We start from the raw sequence: 20,644 nt of genomic DNA on the forward strand, positions 1-20,644 counted from the left end.
ATGTTTTGTAACCTGTTGAATGATATAAAAACTTGATATTTTGCCGTACTCAGGTAATGAGATGGTGACTCACAAAACATATCTGAAGGCATCGTTCCTGAAGAACTCCCGAGTTGATTTTGGTTGTAGTACTATGCTGAAGCAACCCACAGCCTGGTTTTCCTGCGGTACTTCACCTAACTGACTGAAAATATAGCCATCCAGTTCTACATGAAAAAATGTGTGTAATCAACACGTTGAATGGCAATAGTCACAACAGAAAAGATCCGCAAGAAAATGCTGATTTTCGACCATTACAGGTCTAAAATACTGAAGCTATCTGCATATTTAAAAATAGCGGTTGTGAAGTTAAGTTTAAACATCACTTAACTTTTAGTTCAAAATCTTATAGCCTTCATCGCTTGTACAAGCATGGCTAGGGCGGTAGCGTTCCTAAAAAAAGCATGAAGGCAACAGAATGATGCCAGATACTGGTCATTCGGTGATGGCAGAACATACATCCTCAACTCGTTTTTAGCACATATATTGTAATTTAGACTAAGAAATAACCTCCTGATGCCTCATTTGTAATTTAACAAAAATGCTTACTGCTATAATCTATACATCACACAAAGAGAATTTTTCAAATAGGAATTATCTCGTTTTAGCCCATATTAGATATACATTGAATTAAATACCTTTAACACCAGAGGTAATAAATTTGAATCTCAAAATAAACATTTATTTATGTTTGGCGATATTTATTGGTAAGATTTTTTTAGATGCTATTTTATTTAAAGGGTTTACGGTTGATAGCTGGACATATTACGACTTATCAAAACAAATATTTTCTGGATATGAACCATCTTTCATCAGACAGTATCAATATAATTCGTTACATAGCCCTTCGTTTCCTTTTTTCTATCCTTTACTGATACACTTCATAGACACCATTTTAAATATCGGAATTTACTCTTCACTGGTATTAAATATTTTAATATTAATAGCTTGTTGTATTGTTTCAGGAGCAATATTAAAAAAATTAAATTTAAATCAAGAACGACTAATAATAATCTCATTTATATTATTATACCCCCCCTTTTTTCAGGAGGTGGCTTATGGAAGATCAATACCACTGGCGACGCTAGAAATATTATTAATTAGCTATATTTTCATCTCGCAGCAATATCTTAGCGCCAAGCAATTATTTACTATTGGCTTAATTTTTTCAGTATCCATACTGACACGTTTTGAATTTCTCATCTCATTTATAATTTTCACATTATGGGTGTTATTTAAAGAGAAAAAGGTAATTGGGAAAATTTTATTCTTAGTCCCACCACTAATATCTATTGTAATATGGATAACGTATTCTGAGCGATATTTCAATACGTTATGGATAACTGAAAGCTCTAAATTAGTGTTGATGCCACCCCAGTTTGGTGCTCTAGATTATGTACCATCAATAGAAAATAATAGTTTTTTAAGTTTCATAACAAATATCATAATAAAAGAAATAAAAACATTTACTTCATTTATACTATGGGGGGCATTAACACCTACATTTATAATATTAGCACATCTGATTTATAAGTATATTTCTCATAAGAAAAATATGCTTATCACGTTAAAGGGATATATAGGTACTAAACTAATTTTCCTGATCGTTACTATTAGTTCAGTAGTGCCTATTGTAGGACTCACAGGATATACTGATGGTAGATATTTCTTTAACCTATACTTATTAATAACGCTTTTCTTACTTTATACAACGCCTGCAATTTACAGTAAAAATAAGATAACGACACTGTGTTTGATCTATACAATTATAATTAGTTCAGCCTGGACTATCGGGAGAACGGTAAAAAAAAGCATATCAATTGACAGCTCACAAGAATATATAACACTGATAGATAAAGATAACATACGGCAATGTGTTGAAAAGCATAATTTGGAGAGGATTTTGTTTATTACAGAAAATGGCTTTGAACAAGTATCTGTATCCGAAGACGCTATAACCAGTACAGCATTGTATTTTTTGTCTCCGACTAATATTGACAAAAATAATATCAATAGATTTATTCACGACTATAATATTGATGCCATTTACAGTAAGAATTCAATATTAACAGACTTACCGACTATTCAATGCACTAGTAAATTGCATATTATCAAAAAATGAAATTTTTCATATCAATTTTTAGTGGCAGTTTGTTATCACAAGTGCTTGGAATAGGCATCATGCTGGCTCTTGTGAAATTTTATTCAGTAGAAGCTTTCGGCCTTTATGCAACAATTATGGCATGGTCAGGCCTGATATCATACGTCGGTGCATTACGACTGAATCTTTTGCTAATCACCAGTGATATCTATGAAAAGCGGTTGCTCTTTCGTGCTTGCCAGATACTATCGTTGAGTACAACGATAGTATCATCGCTAATAGTGGTTATCAGTGTTCTATTTTTCAACTTATCAATTATTTATATTTCTATACCAATCCTTATTTTTTGCTTCAACTCATTTGAGATTCTCTATGATTACCACACATCAACCGGTAACCATCGAAAACTAAATATAATGCAACTAAATAGAGTTATATTAGTTGGTTTATCACAATTAGCACTAATGAAGTTTCAGTATGGGCTTATTATCGGGACAATCATTGGCTCAACGATTGTACTGATTATTAGTAGAATCAAGTTTGATAATAGCAAAGAGAAATGGTTAGGCGCGTCAATAAGTATTGTCAGAAAAAATACTAAATATATGACTATCCATACAACATCATCGATGATTCCATCTATAGGAACTCATTTACCAATAATATTTATTTCCAGTTTCTTTGGCTATCATTCCTCAGCACTGTATGCAATCGCAGAAAAAATAACCACGGTCTTTGTCACGCTAATGAACTCGGCAATGAGTCGCGCAGTGCTTTATAGCCTCTCAAATAAAGAAAAAAGAGTATTATTTAAATATGGCATTATCGGCATCATATTAGGCGTTATATATATAATATCATCGTACTTTATATTACCTGCAGTTGTTTATCTAATTGGCAATAAATGGAGTGGTAGTATTATATACTTGCAGAGTTTATCTTTCTGGCTTGCGGCAATATTAATTCTGTCCCCCAGTTATAATCGCGCTATTTTTTTTACTGCTACAAAGGAAATTTTCTTTATCGATTTATTGAGATATGGATTGAAACCTATTTTCTATATAACACTCTCAGTAATAGGTATAAAGCTACATAACATTGTAGCTTTGACATCTGTCAGCATGTACATACTGGCAATAATAGTCTTTATATTTTTATCTTTAAGGTGGAAGGATGTCTCGAATAGCTTTTATCAAAAATAGTTTAGAGTATCTACCTGAGATCGAAATTTACAAAGATTATTTCTCCAACCTTGGGTTACAAGTATCTATCGTAGAACATCCCGAAGATATATTAAATGCAGATATATATTGGTTTTTTATGGGAGTGGAACATAAAAAGAAAGTATCAGGACTGCATATTCATGAATATGCTTCACTTTCCACTCCGCCCTACGGAATTGTAAAAGACAAAATAAAACGATTAATAAATATCGTTCCAGATGGAAGAGTGTTTTTAAATGAAACAATAAAACAAAAGGCATTCTTTAACGACCATGTCCCATTTACATATAGAGATATGGGGGTTAGCGAACACTTCTTTAGGAAAAATAATAATATAACAAAAGAATATGATTTCGTGTACATTGGGAGTCTCTCAGCAAAAAGAAACATAAGAAAACTACTGCAGTGTTTTAGTGAAAAATATTATCAGTACACATTACTTGTGATTGGCGAATGCCCTAATGACTTATATAATGATTTTAAAGCCTTTCCTAATATAATATTTTCTGGTCGGCTAAATTACAAGGATATACCAGCATTAGCCTGTAAAGCAAAGTGTGGGATAAATTACACCCCTAATATTTACCCTTATAAATATCAGACATCAACAAAGGTACTAGAGTATTTAGCGATGGGACTAAACGTATGCTCAACTCGAATTGAATGGGTTGAGTCTTTTGCTAAAAATAAAAAAATTGATAACATTCAATTTTTCAATGAAAGCCTAATTGATTTTAGACCTGAGGACTATTTATCAAATGGCGAGTATTGGGCGCACATTAAAGAATATAACTGGGATAAAATAATGGATAAGGCCAATCTACTTAACTTTATCCATTCAATAATAAAAAATAGGAGAATTGATGAACATAGCAAATGATTCTATCATTATTGGCGGAGGCTTTTTTGGTGTTTATATCGCTAACTATTTAGCTTCCCAAGGACATAAGGTCACTCTGTTTGAAAAAGAATCGTCTTTAATGGAGCGTGCCTCGTATGTAAACCAGGCTCGCGTACACAATGGTTATCATTATCCACGCAGCCATCTCACAGCATTAAGGTCCAGGGCATCATTCCCAATTTTCTGTAATGATTTTAAAGAATGTATTGATGATGAATTCTCAAAATTTTATATGGTCGGGCGCATTCTTGGAAAAGTAACTGCACGTCAGTTTCAGTTATTTTGCCAAAGGATAGGAGCGCCTTGTGATATCGCCCCACATTGGATCAGAGATCTAACGAATAAAAACCTAATTGAAGAGGTTTTTACCACTAAAGAGTATGCCTTTGACTCCCGAAAACTACGTTCTATTATGCTGTCCCGTCTGGCAGATAGCGGCGTAACCATTAAATATGAAACGGTTGTTACAGGTGTACAGGAAGATAGCTCAGGCTTGACTGTCAAAACTCAAAATGTCAATGATCCTGATGGCGCATCAATCGAATATTACAAAACAAAACAAGTTTTTAACTGTACTTATTCGATGACGAATTTCGTCTTGCATGAATCAAAAATAGATTTAATTCCTCTCAAGCAGGAATTGACAGAAATGTGTATCGTAAAAGTTCCTGATATTTTTGAGAAAACGGGGATTACAGTGATGTGCGGACCATTCTTTTCTGTCATGCCTTTCCCTTCCAAAGGTCTGCACTCATTTAGTCATGTACGCTATACTCCCCATCATGAATGGAATGAAAGCAACGAAAGTTATTTCCCGTCACATCAATATTTTAATGAAGTACAGAAGAATACTCTTTGGCGTAAAACTATATCCGATGCTAGTCGGTATATACCTGTTTTATCTGAATGCGAATATAAAGAATCGATTTGGGAAGTTAAAACACTTCTGCCAAGAAGTGAAACCGATGATTCTCGCCCTATTCTTTTCAAAGCCAATCACGGTATGAAAGGCTTGCATTGCATTATGGGTGGGAAAATTGACAATGTTTATGATGTTATCACAGTAATTAATGAGTTAGGATTGAACAAATGAATTTAACTAGTGCTACAAAGAAGGATATTTTTGTATCAGTTGTACTATCCTGCAAAGATCAAGCAGAAGATCTAAAAAATAAAATTAGACCTATTAACGATCTTTTGTCAAAAAACTATGTCGATTTTGAAATCGTAATTATTGACAACCATTCTTTTGATGACACTGAAACCTACATCACTTCTCTTCTCACTGAATTAGAGTCTATACGATATATTAGACTTTCATCAGAAGTATCTGCAGATGTATCTCTATCAGCCGGATTAGAAAATGCAATAGGTGATTTTGTCGTATTATTTGATATTAGTACGGACCCAGTTTATGTCATTGAAAATGTAGTCGAAAAATCCCTTGCAGGCAGTGATGTAGTTATTGGTGTTGCTAAACAGAACTCATCTCTTGCGTACGCAATAGTTCGACCTGTTATGAATCATTTCTTAAGTCGGATTGGTTATAAGTTGCCAAGAAATGCCACAAATCTCCGTTGTTTAAGTAGAAGAGCTGTCAATGCAGTAACGGCAAACGGTCGCTTCCATCACAAAATGATGATGAGAATATCTAATACAGGATTCACATCTACTACGGAGACCTACGAACTTGCCCAGGTTAATGAGAAAAAAATTCTTCTTTCAGGAATTCGTGACACGATTAAAATAATGATATTTAACTCAACGAAACCACTGCGCTGGATGAGTTTATTGGGAGTATTCGGTAGTTTTTTAGCATTTATTTTCAGCCTATACAGCCTAATTGTTAGAATAATTAATAATCATGTCATTGAGGGATGGACAACACAAATTATATTTATGTCAATCCTATTTATGCTTATCTTTACTATGCTGGCGTTCTTCGGGGAATATTTAGGTCGATTGCTTGATGACCGTTCCGAACATACTGATTACAATATAGTATATGAGAAAAACAGTTCAGTAATGATTGACTCACACCGCGTAAACGTATTAACAGAGTCAACTTCTGATGTAATCAATCTGGTTCAGACAGGGCGTAACAAGTAATGGAAAAAAATTATACCTGGGAAGTACCTGCATATACTGAGACAAGAGTAAGACCTAAACAGAATGACTATTGCACATTAATTTTCGTGATTAATGAAGGTGATAAACTAATAAAGCAACTGGCACGTATGGATGCTGCAAGAAGTTGTACAGATATAATTATTGCCGATGGTGGCAGCACTGATGGATCAACCTCTACTGAAAACTTAGAAAAGTATGGTGTGACAAGCCTGTTGGTTAAAACCGGTGCAGGAAAGCTTGGCAGCCAAATGCGTATGGGTTTCGCATGGGCACTTCTGGAAGGTTATAAAGGCGTTATTGTTGTCGATGGCAATAATAAAGATAGCGTTGATGATATTCCAAACTTCGTTCGCCAATTAGAAAATGGGATGGATCATATACAGGGATCGCGTTTTATTCCCGGTGGCAAACATGTAAATACTCCTATGTCACGACTCATCGGATTAAAGGTAATTCATGTTCCCCTAATGAGATTCTTCTCCGGTTTCAAATATACTGATACCACAAATGGCTTTCGCGCTTACAGCGCCAAATTTTTATCAGATGAGAACGTAGCTGTATTCCGTAATATTTTTACTGGCTACGAACTTCATTATTACCTGGCGATAAAAGCGGCTAAGTTAGGATTTAAATGCATTGAAATACCTGTAATGAGAACTTATCCTAAACATGGCAAGACACCGACAAAAATTAGTCCTATCAGAGGTAACCTACAGGTTATTGCCAGGTTACTACAAGTTTGCTTAGGAAAGTATGACAAAAAGTAGGTAAAGTTACCTGCTATTTTCTTTTCAAGAAGCTAGATAGAGACTATCTAGCTTGATTTTTATATAATTATGGGTTATCACAATGAATGCTTTAATTGGTTATACTGGCTTTGTTGGCGGAAATTTGCTTAAACAATACGATTTCGACGATTTATATAATTCAAAGAATATAAATGACATTCGAGGCAAGCATTATAATAGATTGTTCATCTGCGGAGTTCCGGCTGTAAAATGGTGGGCAAATCAGCATCCTGTTGAAGACTGGGAAAATATTAGCGGCCTCATTGACATTCTAAAAACCGTAACTGCCGAAGAAGTTGTTTTAATTTCTACGGTTGATGTATACCCTAATCCAATCGATTTTGATGAAGATAGTCAGTTATCCCGAGACACTGGACAGCCCTATGGATTACATCGTTTAAAATTCGAAGATTTTGTTACTCAGCATTTTACCAATACTTATACTCTCCGTCTTCCAGGCCTCTTCGGCGAGGGTTTAAAAAAGAATATTATTTACGATTTTTTGAATAATAATCAGATTGAAAAAATTGATACCGGCAGTTCATTCCAATTCTACTGCCTCAATTTTCTTAAAACTGATATTGATAGAATGATCGAGAATAACATTCGCCTCCTCAACACATCTGTAGAGCCAATCCCAACGGCCGACATTGCAAAAATGATACTTGGTTATCCATATAAAAATATAACGAGTTCACATCCATCTCGCTATGACATCAAATCAAAGTATTCAACGCTTTGGGGACGGGAAAATGGTTACCTTTATAATAGGCAAGACTGCCTCGTTGAGTTAGAAAAATTCATTGAGGAATACCGTCGTGAAAAATAAAGGTCTATCCATTTCAAACATTGCATGGAATAGCGATGAAAACGATGCTGTGCTCGGCATCCTTAAAAAACATAGTATTGGTGCTATCGAAGTCGCGCCAGCAAAAGTTGTTAGCAATGTTCAGAATTTCTCTGATGATGAAGTTCTTTTATATAAAGAAAAAATGAATGATGCCGGAATCGTTATCAGCTCGATGCAGGCATTATTGTTCGGAGGTCCCTCCGGAAATATTTTTGGCAATCAAATTGAAAGTAATGCAATCCAGAATCATTTAAGCAAAATTATCCACATGGCAGGCCTTCTTGGTGCTGAAAAATTAGTCTTTGGTTCGCCTAAAAATAGGTTAAGAAATGATATTTCATTTGCTAATGCAATAGAGATTGCAGCGAAGTTCTTTCAACCTTTGGCAATTAAAGCAAAGGATGTTGGTACCATGATTTGTATCGAGCCGAATCCAGAATACTATGGATGCGACTTTATTACAGACTCAAAAGAAGCTGTTGAGCTTGCATGTGCAATTGATCATCCAGGATTTGGTGTTCATTTAGATCTTGCAGGGCTAAGGTTATCTAAGGAAGACATCTATAATAGAATTGCAATATTAAATGAAAAAATCGCACACTTTCATATAAGTGAGAAAGATTTAGCACCAATTGGTTTAGATATTGAAGCCCACAACCTGGCATGTAAAGGTTTGGAACACATAGCATACCAAGGTTGGTTATCAATAGAGATGAAAAGATCAGAAATGCCATTGGTAGATATTGATGCAAGTATCTCGTTGGTAAAAGAAATTTACGGGCCAATATTATGCTAATCTTTGTTATTATTTTCAGCGTATTCTTCTCTTCATCATCTCAGCTTCTGTTAAAGAAAGGAGCCGCGCAAATATCTATTCCTTCTCAAATTGATTTAATAAATCTGACCAAACTTTTTAGTGAGCTGATTTTTAATTTTTATCTTGTTTCTGGCATCTTATTTCAAGTTGTTGCATTGTTAAGCTGGGTTTATGTATTAAAAAAGGTTGATGTGAGCTTCGCCTACCCTTTCATTTCATTAGGTTTTGTTTTTGTCATGCTTATGGGTTATCTGATATTTAATGAATCCTTAACACCAATGAAGGTAATTGGAACATTGGTCATTATACTTGGCGTAGTTATTATGGGGAAAGCATAACAAATGAAATCACTTCAGTCGTCTATAAAAAAATTATTCCTTTCCGATAAATGGCTAAATCTGTATGCTATTGGTATATCATTGCTTTCATTAATATGCGTAAGCATAATATATTATAATTCCGTATTATATTTTAACCGTGAACCTTGGGATGGGTCTTTTCAGACGCTATTCCCCCTTAGATCAATAGATATTGGTTCTTACCCAGCTATCGATTTTTCTTACTTCCATGGAAATGGTATCCCATATTTAATATATCCTCTTTATTACTTATTTTCACACATACTTGGTTTTGGTGTCATTGTGTCCGCATTGAATAGCACATTTATAGTAAATTGTGCATTCTTATACTTACCTATTTATTTTATATTGCGAAAAATAAGTAATTTCTCTACATCACTTATCTTCACGTTGTTCATTTCCATGTTGTTTGATTTTATACCTTACATTGGTGCTTATTTTTCACCTTTATTTTTAGGTGCACCAATGGCAGTAAGATTTTCTCCTCACATTCTATTAGCAATATGTTTCTATAATCTTATAACTTATTATGAAATTGCTGATAAAAAGAAAACATTAAAAACAGTTATAGTAACTCTCTTTGTTGCAGCCATTTCCCCTTTGCTTGGTGCAGAACAGGGGTTTTACGCAATTGCGGCATTTTGTTTAACTGTATTCATTTATTTTTTCATCCATGAAAAAAAGCGTGTCGCAGCTTTAGTCTATTCCGCATCTTTATTTATACTATCCATTTTAGCGCATGTGGCCATCCTTCTTATCCTCTTTCAAAGTCTGGAGTCAATCAGAGCCATAATAACAATCTCGAATGACCAAACCTGGGTTTTCGGCGTGTTCCCAAATTCATTTTTTGATTCATTCACCGAGTTATTCAGACTCGATAATATAAGTGCTGTAGTTACTCAGATTGTCACTTTGATTGCCATAATTTACACGTTAATAATTACATTTGTATACCGCAAATATAATTTAAACTCAAAATTTTACTATGCCTGTCTGGTAATGTTTTGGGGCGGGATATTATCATGGGCATCTAATTTAGGTTATATTGGTGCGCATCAGGCACCTCTTGAAATTAGATATATGACATTGTCGTTCTTCCCTATTCTGTTCTTTATTTTCACTGAAAATGCGAAACTAAAAAATGATTAATATTCTGAGAAATAAAGTTTTCACTCGCACCCTTATTATAATTCTCTCTCTTATATCTCTTGCCTATTGGTATGGATATATGAACCTGTCAAAGAGAAGCATTCCAAAAAGCCAATATAATCTATCTCACGTCGAGGGAGTAAGATTATCAAAGCACCAGGATCTCCGTGGAGTAATTGGTTCACTTAATCAGAGGCATCAATATGGCGAATACTTATCCGAAGCCAGTTACTATATTTCCAGAGAGACTGGGCAACGTTATTTACCAGATGATATCTCCTTTCCGACGTGGTTGAGATATGTCAACAATGATAAGACATCATTATCTACAGTGCCTTTAGTACCCATATGGAATCAGGATTTCATTTTGGGTTTCAGTAATAAATCCACTTTCAAGATTTTAGAGAAAAACATTCTATTTCAACCAGGAAAACCTCTAAAAAATGTATTCGTGGGTAAAACTGCTATTCTGAAAAATGATTATGCTGATTTTTATACTACTATTACAGACATAGATGATTCCGGTAACATAACCGTCCAGGGTTATATTCCCTTCGACTTTTTTCCCAAGTCAATTCTTATCCCTTCGGGAAAGAAAAAGAACAAGCATATGATGTTTGAAAGTGACACTATGGGCTGGATACGTGGTGGACGATTTACACTGGACCCAACCGGATATACGTATGTCATCCGCCCGGTACCTTCTCTCAGTTTGTCCAAAACCACTTTAGAAGATGGAGATACGTTATCCTGGGATGGGATAAATGGACCTACATCAACACGTATTGAGTCTGTGTACGGCTTTAACAATACATATATTGTTAAGCTAGATAAGAAACTTCCACCATATTTCGACTTCAGAAAAAACATTATAACTGTTACCCGAAATAAAAACGACTTTGATAAACAAGAAATGCTACTCAACGTCGATACAGACGAAATAAATGAGAAATTCTTTCTTGGTAAAAAGCGCAACATTAGTTTTGTAGTTTCTTCAATTAATGATATAGCGCCAGGTAGTGTAGTGGTTGCAGAAGGAAACAACGTCCCACTGTATGTATCGATGGTAGCTAAAGATAGCAACGTCATTACTATAGATTTATTTAAAAGCGCAGTTATCAAGGAATGCTTAAATACAAAATCCAAACAAAGCTATGACAGTTGCCTTTATAACATCGACCTATCTAAATTTGAGTATCCTAATGTAAAATGGGCAAAAGAAAATCTTGCAAATGATAAGATTTTTGATGGCTTTGGCCCATGGGAAATGTGGAACAAAGGTGGCGCTCTGAATATTCAATATGCCACAAACATTGTTAAGCGCACAGATACTCCTGCAGCAAACTCAAAAAATGAAAATACCATTGCAAACAAGCCGCCACAAAAATCACTCAATGGTTTAATTTGGGAGATATACCCAGGTTCATTGCTAAATATATTTTATGGAACCCACAACCCTGCACCGACAGAAATGCTAATACACGTACTTGGTCGAGAGGCGAGGGATAAATACTATTCCTCTTTCGTAAAAATCAAACCTGAGTATATTTCATTTGCGAAGCCTGAGCGATTTACTCCCTGGTTGCTTAACTGGCATTGGCCATTCTTTAGGAATATGATCAACAACTATGATTTAGCCGTAGATAAGAGTGAGTTTTCATTGTGGCATCTAAACAATAATAATAAATGGGATGACTTCGGTCCGGAACAATTAAAACTGCAGGGTGACTTCTCTGTTAATAAGCCCATTGACCTTGATATCAGCAAATCAAAAACACAGTCATGTGATATAAAATTAATGACCGCAGTAGTAAAATATGATATTAAAAACCCGATATCATCTCTGCCGCTTATTGGAAAATTGACACGATACCTGATAGAAATTGAGAATACTGGCCTGCCATCAAATATGCCAGTTAGTTTACCATGGAGTGAACACACTTTCTCTTTCCCGATTTTTTATAGGGAGGGATTTAATCCAACGATTACCCCACGAACCTTATCTAACTTCCTTAATTTGACATCACTAACTATTAAGGAAATTACGCTTTATCAAGAAAACGTTGATGCCAAAAATATATACAGCCTATATTACGACTATCCTGCTGTTGGTGCTGCAGCAAGATATGAGTGTAATGATAGAAAGCACTGAAATAAGGGCTAATTATTCCGACCAGTAACTATTGACTATTTTTGGATATTGCCGTTCACTTAAGATATTTTAAGTGAACGGTGCATGATGGGCTTGTCAGTAATTCGGTGAAACTGCCGATGTATTAAAGGTGATCGCTCAGACGGTCACCAATCTCGATAATAAAATGGCTCATTGCCAGCCGCAAGTTCTGGATTGGCATACTCCATTTTTTCAACGCATCCTTGATCGCCAGATAAACAACCTTTCGTACCTAGTCATCTGTCGGGAACACTATGTGTTTCTTAATCGCCGCCCGGATCACGCTATTCAGCGATTCGATTGCGTGTGTGATGTAGATGGCCTTGTGGATGATCTCTCCCCGGTAAACAGTCCCTATCTAAACTGAAGACTTCGGTCTTTCTTTCATTAAACAAAAAGATCATTCCGTCATGAAAAAGACCCACTATGCTGAAAAACAGATCGCGTTTGCGCTGAAGCAAGCCAAAACCAGCATCCAAGTGGAAAAAATGTGCAAGAGGATGGGCATTTCTTAGGCAACTTTTTAACTCTATGAACTACCTCCGTTTTGCAGGTACTGAATCTGGCTTGGGTTGTTGCTTGCATCTATCCGGCATCAGGAAAATCTGTGCCTAAATGGGTAATCAGCACACAATCGCCTCAACAACTGTACGGCCGCTGAGGCCAGTATAAAAATCTTGTTCCGATTGTGCAGGTGCAACCAGCCACCATTTCTCAGTACGCTGCGCAGAGGGAGGTAAGTAATATCGGCGCCCCGGACCTGCTCTGGTTCAGAGGCGATAACCTGTACAGGGCCAGGCTTTAGCAGGCCTGGATGCAGGTAAGAGTGATGATGGTTGTTAGTAGTTTTGTGATATACCCGCTTCACGGGTACCAGGAGCCGATATTCATCCAGCAGGTTAAACAGGCGGTCCCGCCCGATAGCCAGTGCTTTACCGGCCTGAGCATTCAGCAGGTAGTGCAGTGCCGGGTACGGGCAACAAAATCCGGAACCTTAGCATGATGCTCCTGCCTTTTATTACATCTTGTGTTGTACTGGTACCACGCCTGTCTGCTGTGCCCCAGGAACTAACATGCACGCGTAACTGTTATTTTGAGGGCCTGACTTTGCGTGAGGACTTGCCGGGCCGCTTTTTTACAACACTCACCCCGCAATCATTTTTCAGAACATTGATAACCGATTCAAAAAACTCAGCTTTCTGGTTTGCCAGCTTAAGCTGTTCTTCAAGTTCCCTGATTCTTTGCTCGGGTGTAGGCGGAACAGCCGTCTGAGCCACTGGCCGTTTCCTCTTCACCAGGTCAGGAAGTGCGGGGCTCCAGTCAAGCCGGCCATATTTACACAACCAGACAAGAACGGTGGAGCGCCCTTGAATGCCATACCGCTGCTGGGCCTGCTTGTAAGGCATCTCGCCTTTTTCGACCTGCCCGACAACGGCTAATTTAAAGGATAGAGGATAATCACGTTGGGTGCGATTGTACCCGGTCATCATCACGTTCTCCGGACTTAAGCCAGGAACGCGTCAACGCTATTCAGGACGGGTCACAGACGAAAAAAAAGACGCTTTGCAGCGTCTTTTTTTTGGAATTTGGTACCGAGGATGGGACTCGAACCCACAAGCCCGTTAGGGCACTACCACCTCAAGGTAGCGTGTCTACCAATTCCACCACCTCGGTACAGAATACTTAGCGTGGGATATCGCTGGTCGGCTGAGCCGGAGCAGCTGGCTGAGTTTGCTCGGTTTTCGCCGGTGCACTCAGATTTTCCCACTCACTTCCTTTATTGGTCTTATTGCTGTTCATGTTACCCAGCACCAGACTGATAATGAAGAACAGAGTCCCTAACACAGCTGTCATACGGGTCATGAAGTTACCAGAACCACTTGAACCAAACAGTGTACCAGAAGCGCCTGCGCCAAAAGAGGCTCCCATATCAGCGCCTTTACCTTGCTGCAGCATGATCAAGCCAACAAGGCCAATTGCTACAATAAGGAAAACTACCAAAAGAGCTTCGTGCATAATCAACCTGTTCCTTGCGGAGTTGCCGCGTACCAATGCTTCGACCAATAAAGCGGGAATTTCAACTGTTTCCCACTGAAGCGGGTGTGAATACTAACCAAAGCGAATAACCTTCGCAAGGGCAATTTGTTAGCATTGTATCAACTGCGGAAAAAATCGCCACATCAATCAAAAACGCAGCAACTTATCCCAGCATCGCTGCATTACTGACCGCTGATCGTCAAGATTTGCCCAAACAACAATTGGGATCTCACAAACCAGATCCGAATTTTCTGGCCAACAGTGAATGATCTCCTGATTCACCAACTCCTCAGCCACCATTGATTCAGGTAACCACGCCATTCCCATATGGCGCAGTACCATTTCACGTATTGTTTCGCTTAGCCCAGTCTCAAACACTTTTTTTAACCGTGGGCGCACTCGTTGTTCTGCCGGATCAATAATACGTCTGACAAAGGTATAGTCGCTGTAGCATAGCCAGGGGATCGGGGTATGCAGATCATCCAGCTTGTCTGCGAGTTGCGCAGAAATCACCGGGATAAAACGCTCATATCGCCATAAAGAACGTTTCAGCCCTCCGGCAATCTCCAGCCCCGGTTGTGAAGAGGGTAAATCATACGTCACCAGCATATCAATTTGCCGGTTTATCAGGGCATTAAAGTGGTTATCAATCCCCTGGATGCTGGCATTTACCGTGAAGTTTAATTGCGGTTCACTTTGGCGCAAATAGTTGATCATATCAGGCAGGATATTGACTGACAGCGTATGCAGACTCACCATCACCAACGTATTGTCCGTCGCTGGCATCATCGCACACAGGTCATGGCGCGCCTCCGTGAGAGTACTGAGGACTTGCCGGGCATAAGGTTCAAAACGTTCGCCATAGCAGGTTAGCGTAACGGGCGTCGTGGTGCGGTCAAACAACGGGACACCCAACATCTCCTCTAACGCCTTTATACGTCGGCTTAGCGCGGGCTGGGTGATATGCCGCTGTATCGCTGCCTGGGAGTAATTCCCATACTGACTCAACGCCAGAAAATCTTCTAACCACTTCGAATCCACGTCTCATTCCCCATCATGCCATAACCGTATCCACCGATAACAAATCGGCAATAGTCACAGTTATAGTAATGGCTTTAATGTGGACATCATAACAACAATATTCCGTTTCACCTGCCGACTCTCACCCTCGACGTTTGACAGGACCGATATGTTTACTTTACTGACCAATGCCCGCGTATTTTCCCCAGAGGATTTAGGCCTCTGCTCCCTGCTCATACATGCCGATCGCATTGTGGCTGTTGAAAAAGATATTGCACTCTTTGATGGCGTCAAAGAGGTCATCGATTGCCGCGGTAAGTGGGTAATTCCCGGAATTATCGATCAGCATGTCCATCTTACCGGCGGCGGTGGTGAAGCCGGCTTTGCCAGCCGGACGCCAGCCGTCAGACTGCGCGATCTGATTCAGGCCGGTATTACGACGGTCGTCGGAGTACTGGGTACTGATGCGATATCCCGCTCCCCGAAAGATCTTTACGCCAAAATGCAGTCTCTCAATCTGGAGGGCCTGCGTGCGTATATGCATACCGGAGCCTATGCGGTACCCAGCCCGACAATTACGCGATCCATTCGCGATGATATGGCATTTATCCCGGCAATCCTGGGTGTCAAAATCGCACTCGCCGATCACCGTGGCTCCTACCCCTCTTTCCAGGAGTTATTAAGAATAATCAGCGACATCCGCGTATCTTCACTCCTGGCCGGAAAAAAAGGGCTGCTGCATGTCCACCTGGGCAATCTGCCGGAAGGGATGTCACAGTTGATGGAACTGTGTGATGCCGGTATTCCGATTCATCACATTTCGCCAACGCATGTCGCGAGGACAGAAGCATTGTTCGAACAGGCTATCGCTTTCGCACATCGCGGTGGCCATATCGACGTGACGTCTGGCGGCAGTCGATTTATGCCCCAGGAGCAAGCAATTCTCCACGCGCTGGAATCACAGGTTCCGGCCGATCGCATCACCATTAGCTCTGATGGTAATGGCAGCGTGCCGCGCTTTAATGCGCAAGGCATCGTGGAAGGACTAAGCGCCGCGCCGGTAGCAGGCAATCTTAACCTGCTTCCTCGCCTGATTGATGTCGGGATTCCGGTGCCACAGGCCATCGCGATGCTGACGGCAAACGTTGCGCGCTCGCTGGGTATTTCCGGAGGCGTGCTTTGTGCAGGAGAACGTGCTGATATTTGCGTGCTCAATGACGACCTCTCACTGGCCCACCTGTTTGCCGCCGGAAAGCCGTTACTGCGTGACGGTGAGTGTCTGGTCACCGGCAACTTTGAGTGAGGAGTTGAGAATGTCATTATTACTGGCGCTGGTCGCCATTATTTTTGCCGGGCGTCTGATCCTCAAAAAATATCACCCTCAGTCGGTGCTGCTCTTAACCGGGATCGTACTACTGCTTATCGCGCATTTTAGCGGGATGACTACGCTCAGTAGCCTGGTAAAAAAAAGCACCGGATTTGGTCCCTTTGACGCCTTTGAGTTTATTCGCGACACCCTGAGCGTGCGTCTTGGCGGTCTTGGGCTACAAATCATGCTGATAGGTGGCTTTGCCACCTATATGTCGGCTATTGGCGCAAGTCAGGTGCTGGTGCGCGTCACATCCCGCCCCTTGCAACGTCTGAACTCCCCTTATCTACTGCTCGGACTGGCCCTGCTACTGGGCCAATTTCTGTCGCTGTTTATCAGTAGCGCTACCGGACTGGGTCTGCTGCTGATGGCGACGCTTTACCCGCTGCTTACCCGTCTTGGCTGTAGCCGCGCCGCGGTTGCCGCCGTCATCGCCAGTACCTGTGCGGTTGAGTTTGGCCCCGGCTCCGGCAACTCTGTTCTCGCCGCCAAAACCGCAGGCATCGAGGTCGTGAACTATTTCGTGCAGGATCAGTTGCCGATCGTTGTGCCCGTCATTCTTTTCATCGCCCTACTGCATATTGTTGTGCAACGCTTTTTTGACCGTCGGGAAAGTGGCGACAATGCAGCTCAGCAAATGCAGACATTAACGGCGACTGATGAAGCCGACGCACCTATCGCCTGGCTGTTTCTGCCCATGCTTCCGCTGGTATTGATGCTAGTGTGCAGCGATTTAGTATTCAGCTCACTCAAGATCACGCTGGATACCGCCGTACTGATAAGCCTCGCTATTACGCTGGTTTGTGAGTACTGCCGTCATCGCAAGGCGCGCGAGGTGATGGCTGGCGTACAAAAAGTTTTCGACAGTATGGGCAGTGTGTTTGCCACGGTAGTCACGCTGATTATCGCCGGTGAAGTCTTTTCCGCCGGTCTGAAAGCCATTGGCGCGGTTGATGCGCTGCTGTCCCTCTCAGGAGAATTTGGCCTCAGCGCAGCGTCCATAATCTTGCTGATGACGCTCATCACCTTTGCGATTTCAGCGTTGATGGGCTCCGGGAATGCAGCATTTTTCTCCTTCGCCCCGATGGTGCCGGATATCAGCCGCCACATCGGCAGCGACGTGGCGGTTATGATGCTGCCGATTCAGATCTCAGCGGGCATTGGACGGACGTTATCGCCCATTGCCGGCGTCATCATTGCTATCGCGGGAATTGCAGGCGTTTCGCCTGTGGATATTGTTAAGCGTACCGCGATTCCGATGCTGGGCGGTTGGCTGCTGATGATTGCGCTGACCTTTGCCCGATCAGGGCATTTAATGGCGGTTCTGCCGTGGCTGGCAGTACTTGTACTACTGATGGTCGGCGGTTACGTCTGGCAGCGCCGACGTAAACACCAGCTTGCCGTACAGTAAAAAAAAGCCGGAGTATCTCAGACTCCGGCTCTTACGCTTTACGGAAAGGGTTAAACGGCTTTCACTGCATCCGCAATGCGGTGCGCAAACTCCGTAACCTGCGCTTCGTCTTCACCTTCAACCATCACACGGATTAATGGCTCAGTACCCGACTTACGCAACAGTACGCGTCCACGGTTACCCAGTGCCGCTTCAACCTCTGCCATCACCGCTTTCACGCTTTCATGTTCCAGCGGATCGCCGCTACCGGCGGTGTAACGTACGTTAACCAGCAGTTGCGGGAACATTTTCATGCCGCTGCACAGATCGTGCAGACTCATATGGTTACGCACCATCGCTGCCAGTACCTGCAGACCCGCCACAATACCGTCACCGGTGGTGGTTTTATCCAGCAGGATCACATGGCCTGAGTTTTCCGCACCGATACGCCAGCCTTTTTCCTGCATTTTTTCCAGCACATAACGGTCGCCCACTTTCGCACGGGCAAACGGAATGCCCAGTTGTTTCAGCGCCAGCTCCAGCCCCATGTTGCTCATCAGCGTACCCACCGCGCCACCGCGCAGTTGCCCCTGGCGCAGCGCTTCACGAGCGATGATGTACATGATCTGGTCGCCGTCGACCTTATTGCCCTCGTGGTCAACCATAATGACGCGGTCGCCGTCACCATCCAGTGCAATTCCCAGATCGGCTTTTTCCGCAATGACGCGCGCCTGCAGCGCACGAACATCGGTCGCGCCGACTTCTTCATTGATGTTCACGCCGTTCGGTTCACAGCCAATCGCAATGACGTTAGCACCCAGTTCGCGCAGTACATTTGGCGCAATGTGGTACGTTGCGCCGTTAGCGCAGTCCACCACAATTTTAAGCTCGTTCAGGCTCAGTTCATTCGGGAAGGTGCCTTTGCAAAACTCGATATAACGACCGGCAGCATCAACGATACGGGTAGCTTTACCCAGCTCGGCCGAATCCACACAGGTAATCGCTTTTTCCATCTCCGCTTCAATCGCTTCTTCAACGGCATCCGGCAGTTTGGTCCCGTCGGTGGAGAAGAATTTAATCCCGTTGTCATAAAATGGGTTGTGCGAAGCGGAGATAACAATCCCGGCTTCAGCACGGAAAGCACGCGTCAGATAAGCGACGGCAGGCGTTGGCATGGGGCCGGTGAAAGAAGCTGACAACCCCGCTGCTGCCAGGCCCGCTTCCAGCGCAGATTCCAGCATATAGCCGGAAATACGCGTATCTTTACCGATGATGATTTTGCGTGAACCATGACGTGCCAGCACTTTTCCTGCCGCCCAACCCAGCTTGAGCACAAAGTCAGGGGTGATTGGAGCGTCGCCTACACGACCACGAATCCCATCGGTGCCAAAATATTTACGATTACTCATAGCGTTTGTTTTCCTTTGCAGACAATGTGGCTTCCACCACACGCATCGCTTCTACGGTTTCTTTGACGTCATGGACACGAATAATCTGCGCTCCCTGCATTGCGGCAATGACCGCGCATGCAAGGCTGCCGCTCAAACGCTCAGATGGACCCACATTGAGCAATTGGCCAACCATTGATTTTCGTGACATCCCTACCAGCAGCGGCAGATTAAAATGATGAAATTCCGCCAGACGTGCCAGCAATGTGTAGTTGTGGGTAAGATTTTTACCGAATCCGAATCCTGGGTCGAGTAGCAATTTATCTTTTGTGATTCCGGCCCGTTCACAACGTGCTATTTGCTCCACAAAGTAACGATTTACCTCGGCAAATACATCCTCATACTTCGGCGCCTCCTGCATCGTTTTCGGCTGTCCCTGCATATGCATCAGGCAAACCGGCAACCCAGTTTCTGCCGCAGCTTCCAGCGCGCCCGGCTCAGAGAGCGAACGTATATCGTTAATGATATGCGCACCCACTCTGGCGCACTCACGAATGACCTCTGGTTTTGAGGTATCCACCGAAATCCACACTTCAAAACGTTGCGCAATTGCCTCAACAACCGGGATCACACGCTGCAGTTCTTCTTCCACGCTAACATCCGCCGCGCCCGGTCGCGTAGACTCACCGCCCACATCAATGATAGTCGCCCCTGCGTTAATCATCAGATTTGCGTGTTTTACCGCCTCAACCAGGGAGTTGTGCGCTCCACCATCAGAAAAAGAGTCTGGTGTGACGTTTAAAATCCCCATGACGTGGGGATGGCTGAGATCCAGCGAAGATCCCTGAGCAAAGAGTTTCATAGTGTTATCCCTGGTAAATCGTGAGTAAGCAGATAAGAAAAACCCCGG

The 20,644-nt window shown here is 41.6% G+C and carries 17 protein-coding genes, 1 tRNA gene and 2 pseudogenes; 13 read left to right on the top strand and 7 right to left on the bottom strand.

The window, feature by feature from the left end:
• The first annotated feature begins 700 nt into the window (after window positions 1–700).
• The 11 genes from FDX19_RS08745 (at window position 701) to FDX19_RS08795 (ending at window position 12,509) form a co-directional block, all read left to right on the top strand.
• Entirely contained in the window at window positions 701–2,161 is a 1,461-nt protein-coding gene (locus tag FDX19_RS08745; protein WP_249357541.1) for a hypothetical protein, read from the top strand.
• The gene (locus tag FDX19_RS08750; RefSeq protein ID WP_137382418.1) at window positions 2,158–3,342 is read left to right on the top strand and encodes a polysaccharide biosynthesis protein; all 1,185 of its coding nucleotides are present in this window, start codon (window positions 2,158–2,160) and stop codon (window positions 3,340–3,342) included. The genes FDX19_RS08745 and FDX19_RS08750 overlap by 4 nt, the downstream gene beginning before the upstream one ends.
• Entirely contained in the window at window positions 3,314–4,243 is a 930-nt protein-coding gene (locus tag FDX19_RS08755) for a glycosyltransferase (RefSeq protein WP_137382419.1), read from the top strand. The genes FDX19_RS08750 and FDX19_RS08755 overlap by 29 nt, the downstream gene beginning before the upstream one ends.
• Entirely contained in the window at window positions 4,227–5,357 is a 1,131-nt protein-coding gene (locus FDX19_RS08760) for an FAD-dependent oxidoreductase (protein WP_137382420.1), read from the top strand. The genes FDX19_RS08755 and FDX19_RS08760 overlap by 17 nt, the downstream gene beginning before the upstream one ends.
• Window positions 5,354–6,373 carry a glycosyltransferase gene (locus FDX19_RS08765; protein WP_137382421.1) on the top strand — a complete coding sequence of 340 codons (1,020 nt, stop codon included), beginning with the start codon at window positions 5,354–5,356 and terminating at the stop codon, window positions 6,371–6,373. The genes FDX19_RS08760 and FDX19_RS08765 overlap by 4 nt, the downstream gene beginning before the upstream one ends.
• Window positions 6,373–7,161 carry a glycosyltransferase family 2 protein gene (locus FDX19_RS08770; protein ID WP_137382422.1) on the top strand — a complete coding sequence of 263 codons (789 nt, stop codon included), beginning with the start codon at window positions 6,373–6,375 and terminating at the stop codon, window positions 7,159–7,161. The genes FDX19_RS08765 and FDX19_RS08770 overlap by 1 nt, the downstream gene beginning before the upstream one ends.
• Before the next feature lie 82 nt (window positions 7,162–7,243).
• A complete protein-coding gene (locus FDX19_RS08775; protein WP_137382423.1) occupies window positions 7,244–8,011 on the top strand; it encodes an NAD(P)-dependent oxidoreductase in 768 nt (255 codons plus the stop codon).
• Entirely contained in the window at window positions 8,001–8,828 is an 828-nt protein-coding gene (locus FDX19_RS08780; RefSeq protein WP_137382424.1) for a sugar phosphate isomerase/epimerase, read from the top strand. The genes FDX19_RS08775 and FDX19_RS08780 overlap by 11 nt, the downstream gene beginning before the upstream one ends.
• Window positions 8,822–9,187 (top strand): EamA family transporter, encoded by a 366-nt coding sequence (locus FDX19_RS08785; RefSeq protein ID WP_048213402.1) that lies wholly within the window; start codon window positions 8,822–8,824, stop codon window positions 9,185–9,187. The genes FDX19_RS08780 and FDX19_RS08785 overlap by 7 nt, the downstream gene beginning before the upstream one ends.
• Window positions 9,188–9,190: 3 nt before the next feature.
• The gene (locus FDX19_RS08790) at window positions 9,191–10,357 is read left to right on the top strand and encodes a hypothetical protein (protein WP_048213403.1); all 1,167 of its coding nucleotides are present in this window, start codon (window positions 9,191–9,193) and stop codon (window positions 10,355–10,357) included.
• Window positions 10,358–10,724: 367 nt separating this feature from the next.
• Complete coding sequence (locus FDX19_RS08795) at window positions 10,725–12,509, top strand: hypothetical protein (protein ID WP_249357542.1); 1,785 nt, start codon at window positions 10,725–10,727, stop codon at window positions 12,507–12,509.
• Between the two features lie 124 nt (window positions 12,510–12,633).
• Here the strand turns inward: FDX19_RS08795 and FDX19_RS08800 are convergent.
• From FDX19_RS08800 to FDX19_RS08820, 5 genes and pseudogenes are all read right to left on the bottom strand, one after another.
• Window positions 12,634–12,861: pseudogene (locus FDX19_RS08800) on the bottom strand (transposase); the annotation flags it as partial.
• Window positions 12,862–13,251: 390 nt separating this feature from the next.
• A pseudogene (locus FDX19_RS08805) lies at window positions 13,252–14,020 on the bottom strand (IS3 family transposase); the annotation flags it as partial.
• A 97-nt stretch (window positions 14,021–14,117) separates the two neighbouring features.
• Window positions 14,118–14,204 (bottom strand) — tRNA-Leu (locus FDX19_RS08810).
• 9 nt (window positions 14,205–14,213) lie between these two features.
• The gene (gene secG, locus FDX19_RS08815; RefSeq protein WP_003025000.1) at window positions 14,214–14,546 is read right to left on the bottom strand and encodes a preprotein translocase subunit SecG; all 333 of its coding nucleotides are present in this window, start codon (window positions 14,544–14,546) and stop codon (window positions 14,214–14,216) included.
• A gap of 168 nt (window positions 14,547–14,714) precedes the next feature.
• Window positions 14,715–15,608, bottom strand: a complete 894-nt coding sequence (locus FDX19_RS08820; RefSeq protein WP_137382426.1) for a LysR family transcriptional regulator — start codon at window positions 15,606–15,608, stop codon at window positions 14,715–14,717.
• A 148-nt stretch (window positions 15,609–15,756) separates the two neighbouring features.
• Between FDX19_RS08820 and iadA the strand changes: the two genes are divergently transcribed.
• Window positions 15,757–16,890 (top strand): beta-aspartyl-peptidase, encoded by a 1,134-nt coding sequence (iadA, locus tag FDX19_RS08825; RefSeq protein WP_137382427.1) that lies wholly within the window; start codon window positions 15,757–15,759, stop codon window positions 16,888–16,890.
• Window positions 16,891–16,900: 10 nt separating this feature from the next.
• Complete coding sequence (gene dcuC / locus FDX19_RS08830; protein WP_137382428.1) at window positions 16,901–18,367, top strand: C4-dicarboxylate transporter DcuC; 1,467 nt, start codon at window positions 16,901–16,903, stop codon at window positions 18,365–18,367.
• 50 nt (window positions 18,368–18,417) lie between these two features.
• Here dcuC and glmM read toward each other — a convergent pair whose 3' ends face one another.
• Both glmM and folP read right to left on the bottom strand, forming a co-directional pair.
• Window positions 18,418–19,755, bottom strand: coding sequence for a phosphoglucosamine mutase (glmM, locus tag FDX19_RS08835; RefSeq protein ID WP_137382429.1), 1,338 nt, complete (start codon window positions 19,753–19,755; stop codon window positions 18,418–18,420).
• Window positions 19,748–20,596, bottom strand: coding sequence for a dihydropteroate synthase (gene folP / locus FDX19_RS08840; protein ID WP_048213410.1), 849 nt, complete (start codon window positions 20,594–20,596; stop codon window positions 19,748–19,750). Before folP ends, glmM begins: the two co-directional genes overlap by 8 nt.
• Window positions 20,597–20,644 lie beyond the last annotated feature (48 nt).

Source organism: Citrobacter sp. wls619 (assembly GCF_005281345.1).
GTDB lineage: Bacteria > Pseudomonadota > Gammaproteobacteria > Enterobacterales > Enterobacteriaceae > Citrobacter.

Excerpts from the sequence above, each read along its gene's own strand:
- FDX19_RS08750 (WP_137382418.1), top strand. The coding sequence starts at position 2,158 with ATGAAATTTTTCATATCAATTTTTAGTGGCAGTTTGTTATCACAAGTG.
- FDX19_RS08755 (WP_137382419.1), top strand. The coding sequence starts at position 3,314 with ATGTCTCGAATAGCTTTTATCAAAAATAGTTTAGAGTATCTACCTGAG.
- FDX19_RS08760 (WP_137382420.1), top strand. The coding sequence starts at position 4,227 with ATGAACATAGCAAATGATTCTATCATTATTGGCGGAGGCTTTTTTGGT.
- FDX19_RS08765 (WP_137382421.1), top strand. The coding sequence starts at position 5,354 with ATGAATTTAACTAGTGCTACAAAGAAGGATATTTTTGTATCAGTTGTA.
- FDX19_RS08770 (WP_137382422.1), top strand. The coding sequence starts at position 6,373 with ATGGAAAAAAATTATACCTGGGAAGTACCTGCATATACTGAGACAAGA.
- FDX19_RS08775 (WP_137382423.1), top strand. The coding sequence starts at position 7,244 with ATGAATGCTTTAATTGGTTATACTGGCTTTGTTGGCGGAAATTTGCTT.
- FDX19_RS08785 (WP_048213402.1), top strand. The coding sequence starts at position 8,822 with ATGCTAATCTTTGTTATTATTTTCAGCGTATTCTTCTCTTCATCATCT.
- FDX19_RS08790 (WP_048213403.1), top strand. The coding sequence starts at position 9,191 with ATGAAATCACTTCAGTCGTCTATAAAAAAATTATTCCTTTCCGATAAA.
- secG (WP_003025000.1), bottom strand. The coding sequence starts at position 14,546 with ATGCACGAAGCTCTTTTGGTAGTTTTCCTTATTGTAGCAATTGGCCTT.
- iadA (WP_137382427.1), top strand. The coding sequence starts at position 15,757 with ATGTTTACTTTACTGACCAATGCCCGCGTATTTTCCCCAGAGGATTTA.
- dcuC (WP_137382428.1), top strand. The coding sequence starts at position 16,901 with ATGTCATTATTACTGGCGCTGGTCGCCATTATTTTTGCCGGGCGTCTG.
- glmM (WP_137382429.1), bottom strand. The coding sequence starts at position 19,755 with ATGAGTAATCGTAAATATTTTGGCACCGATGGGATTCGTGGTCGTGTA.
- folP (WP_048213410.1), bottom strand. The coding sequence starts at position 20,596 with ATGAAACTCTTTGCTCAGGGATCTTCGCTGGATCTCAGCCATCCCCAC.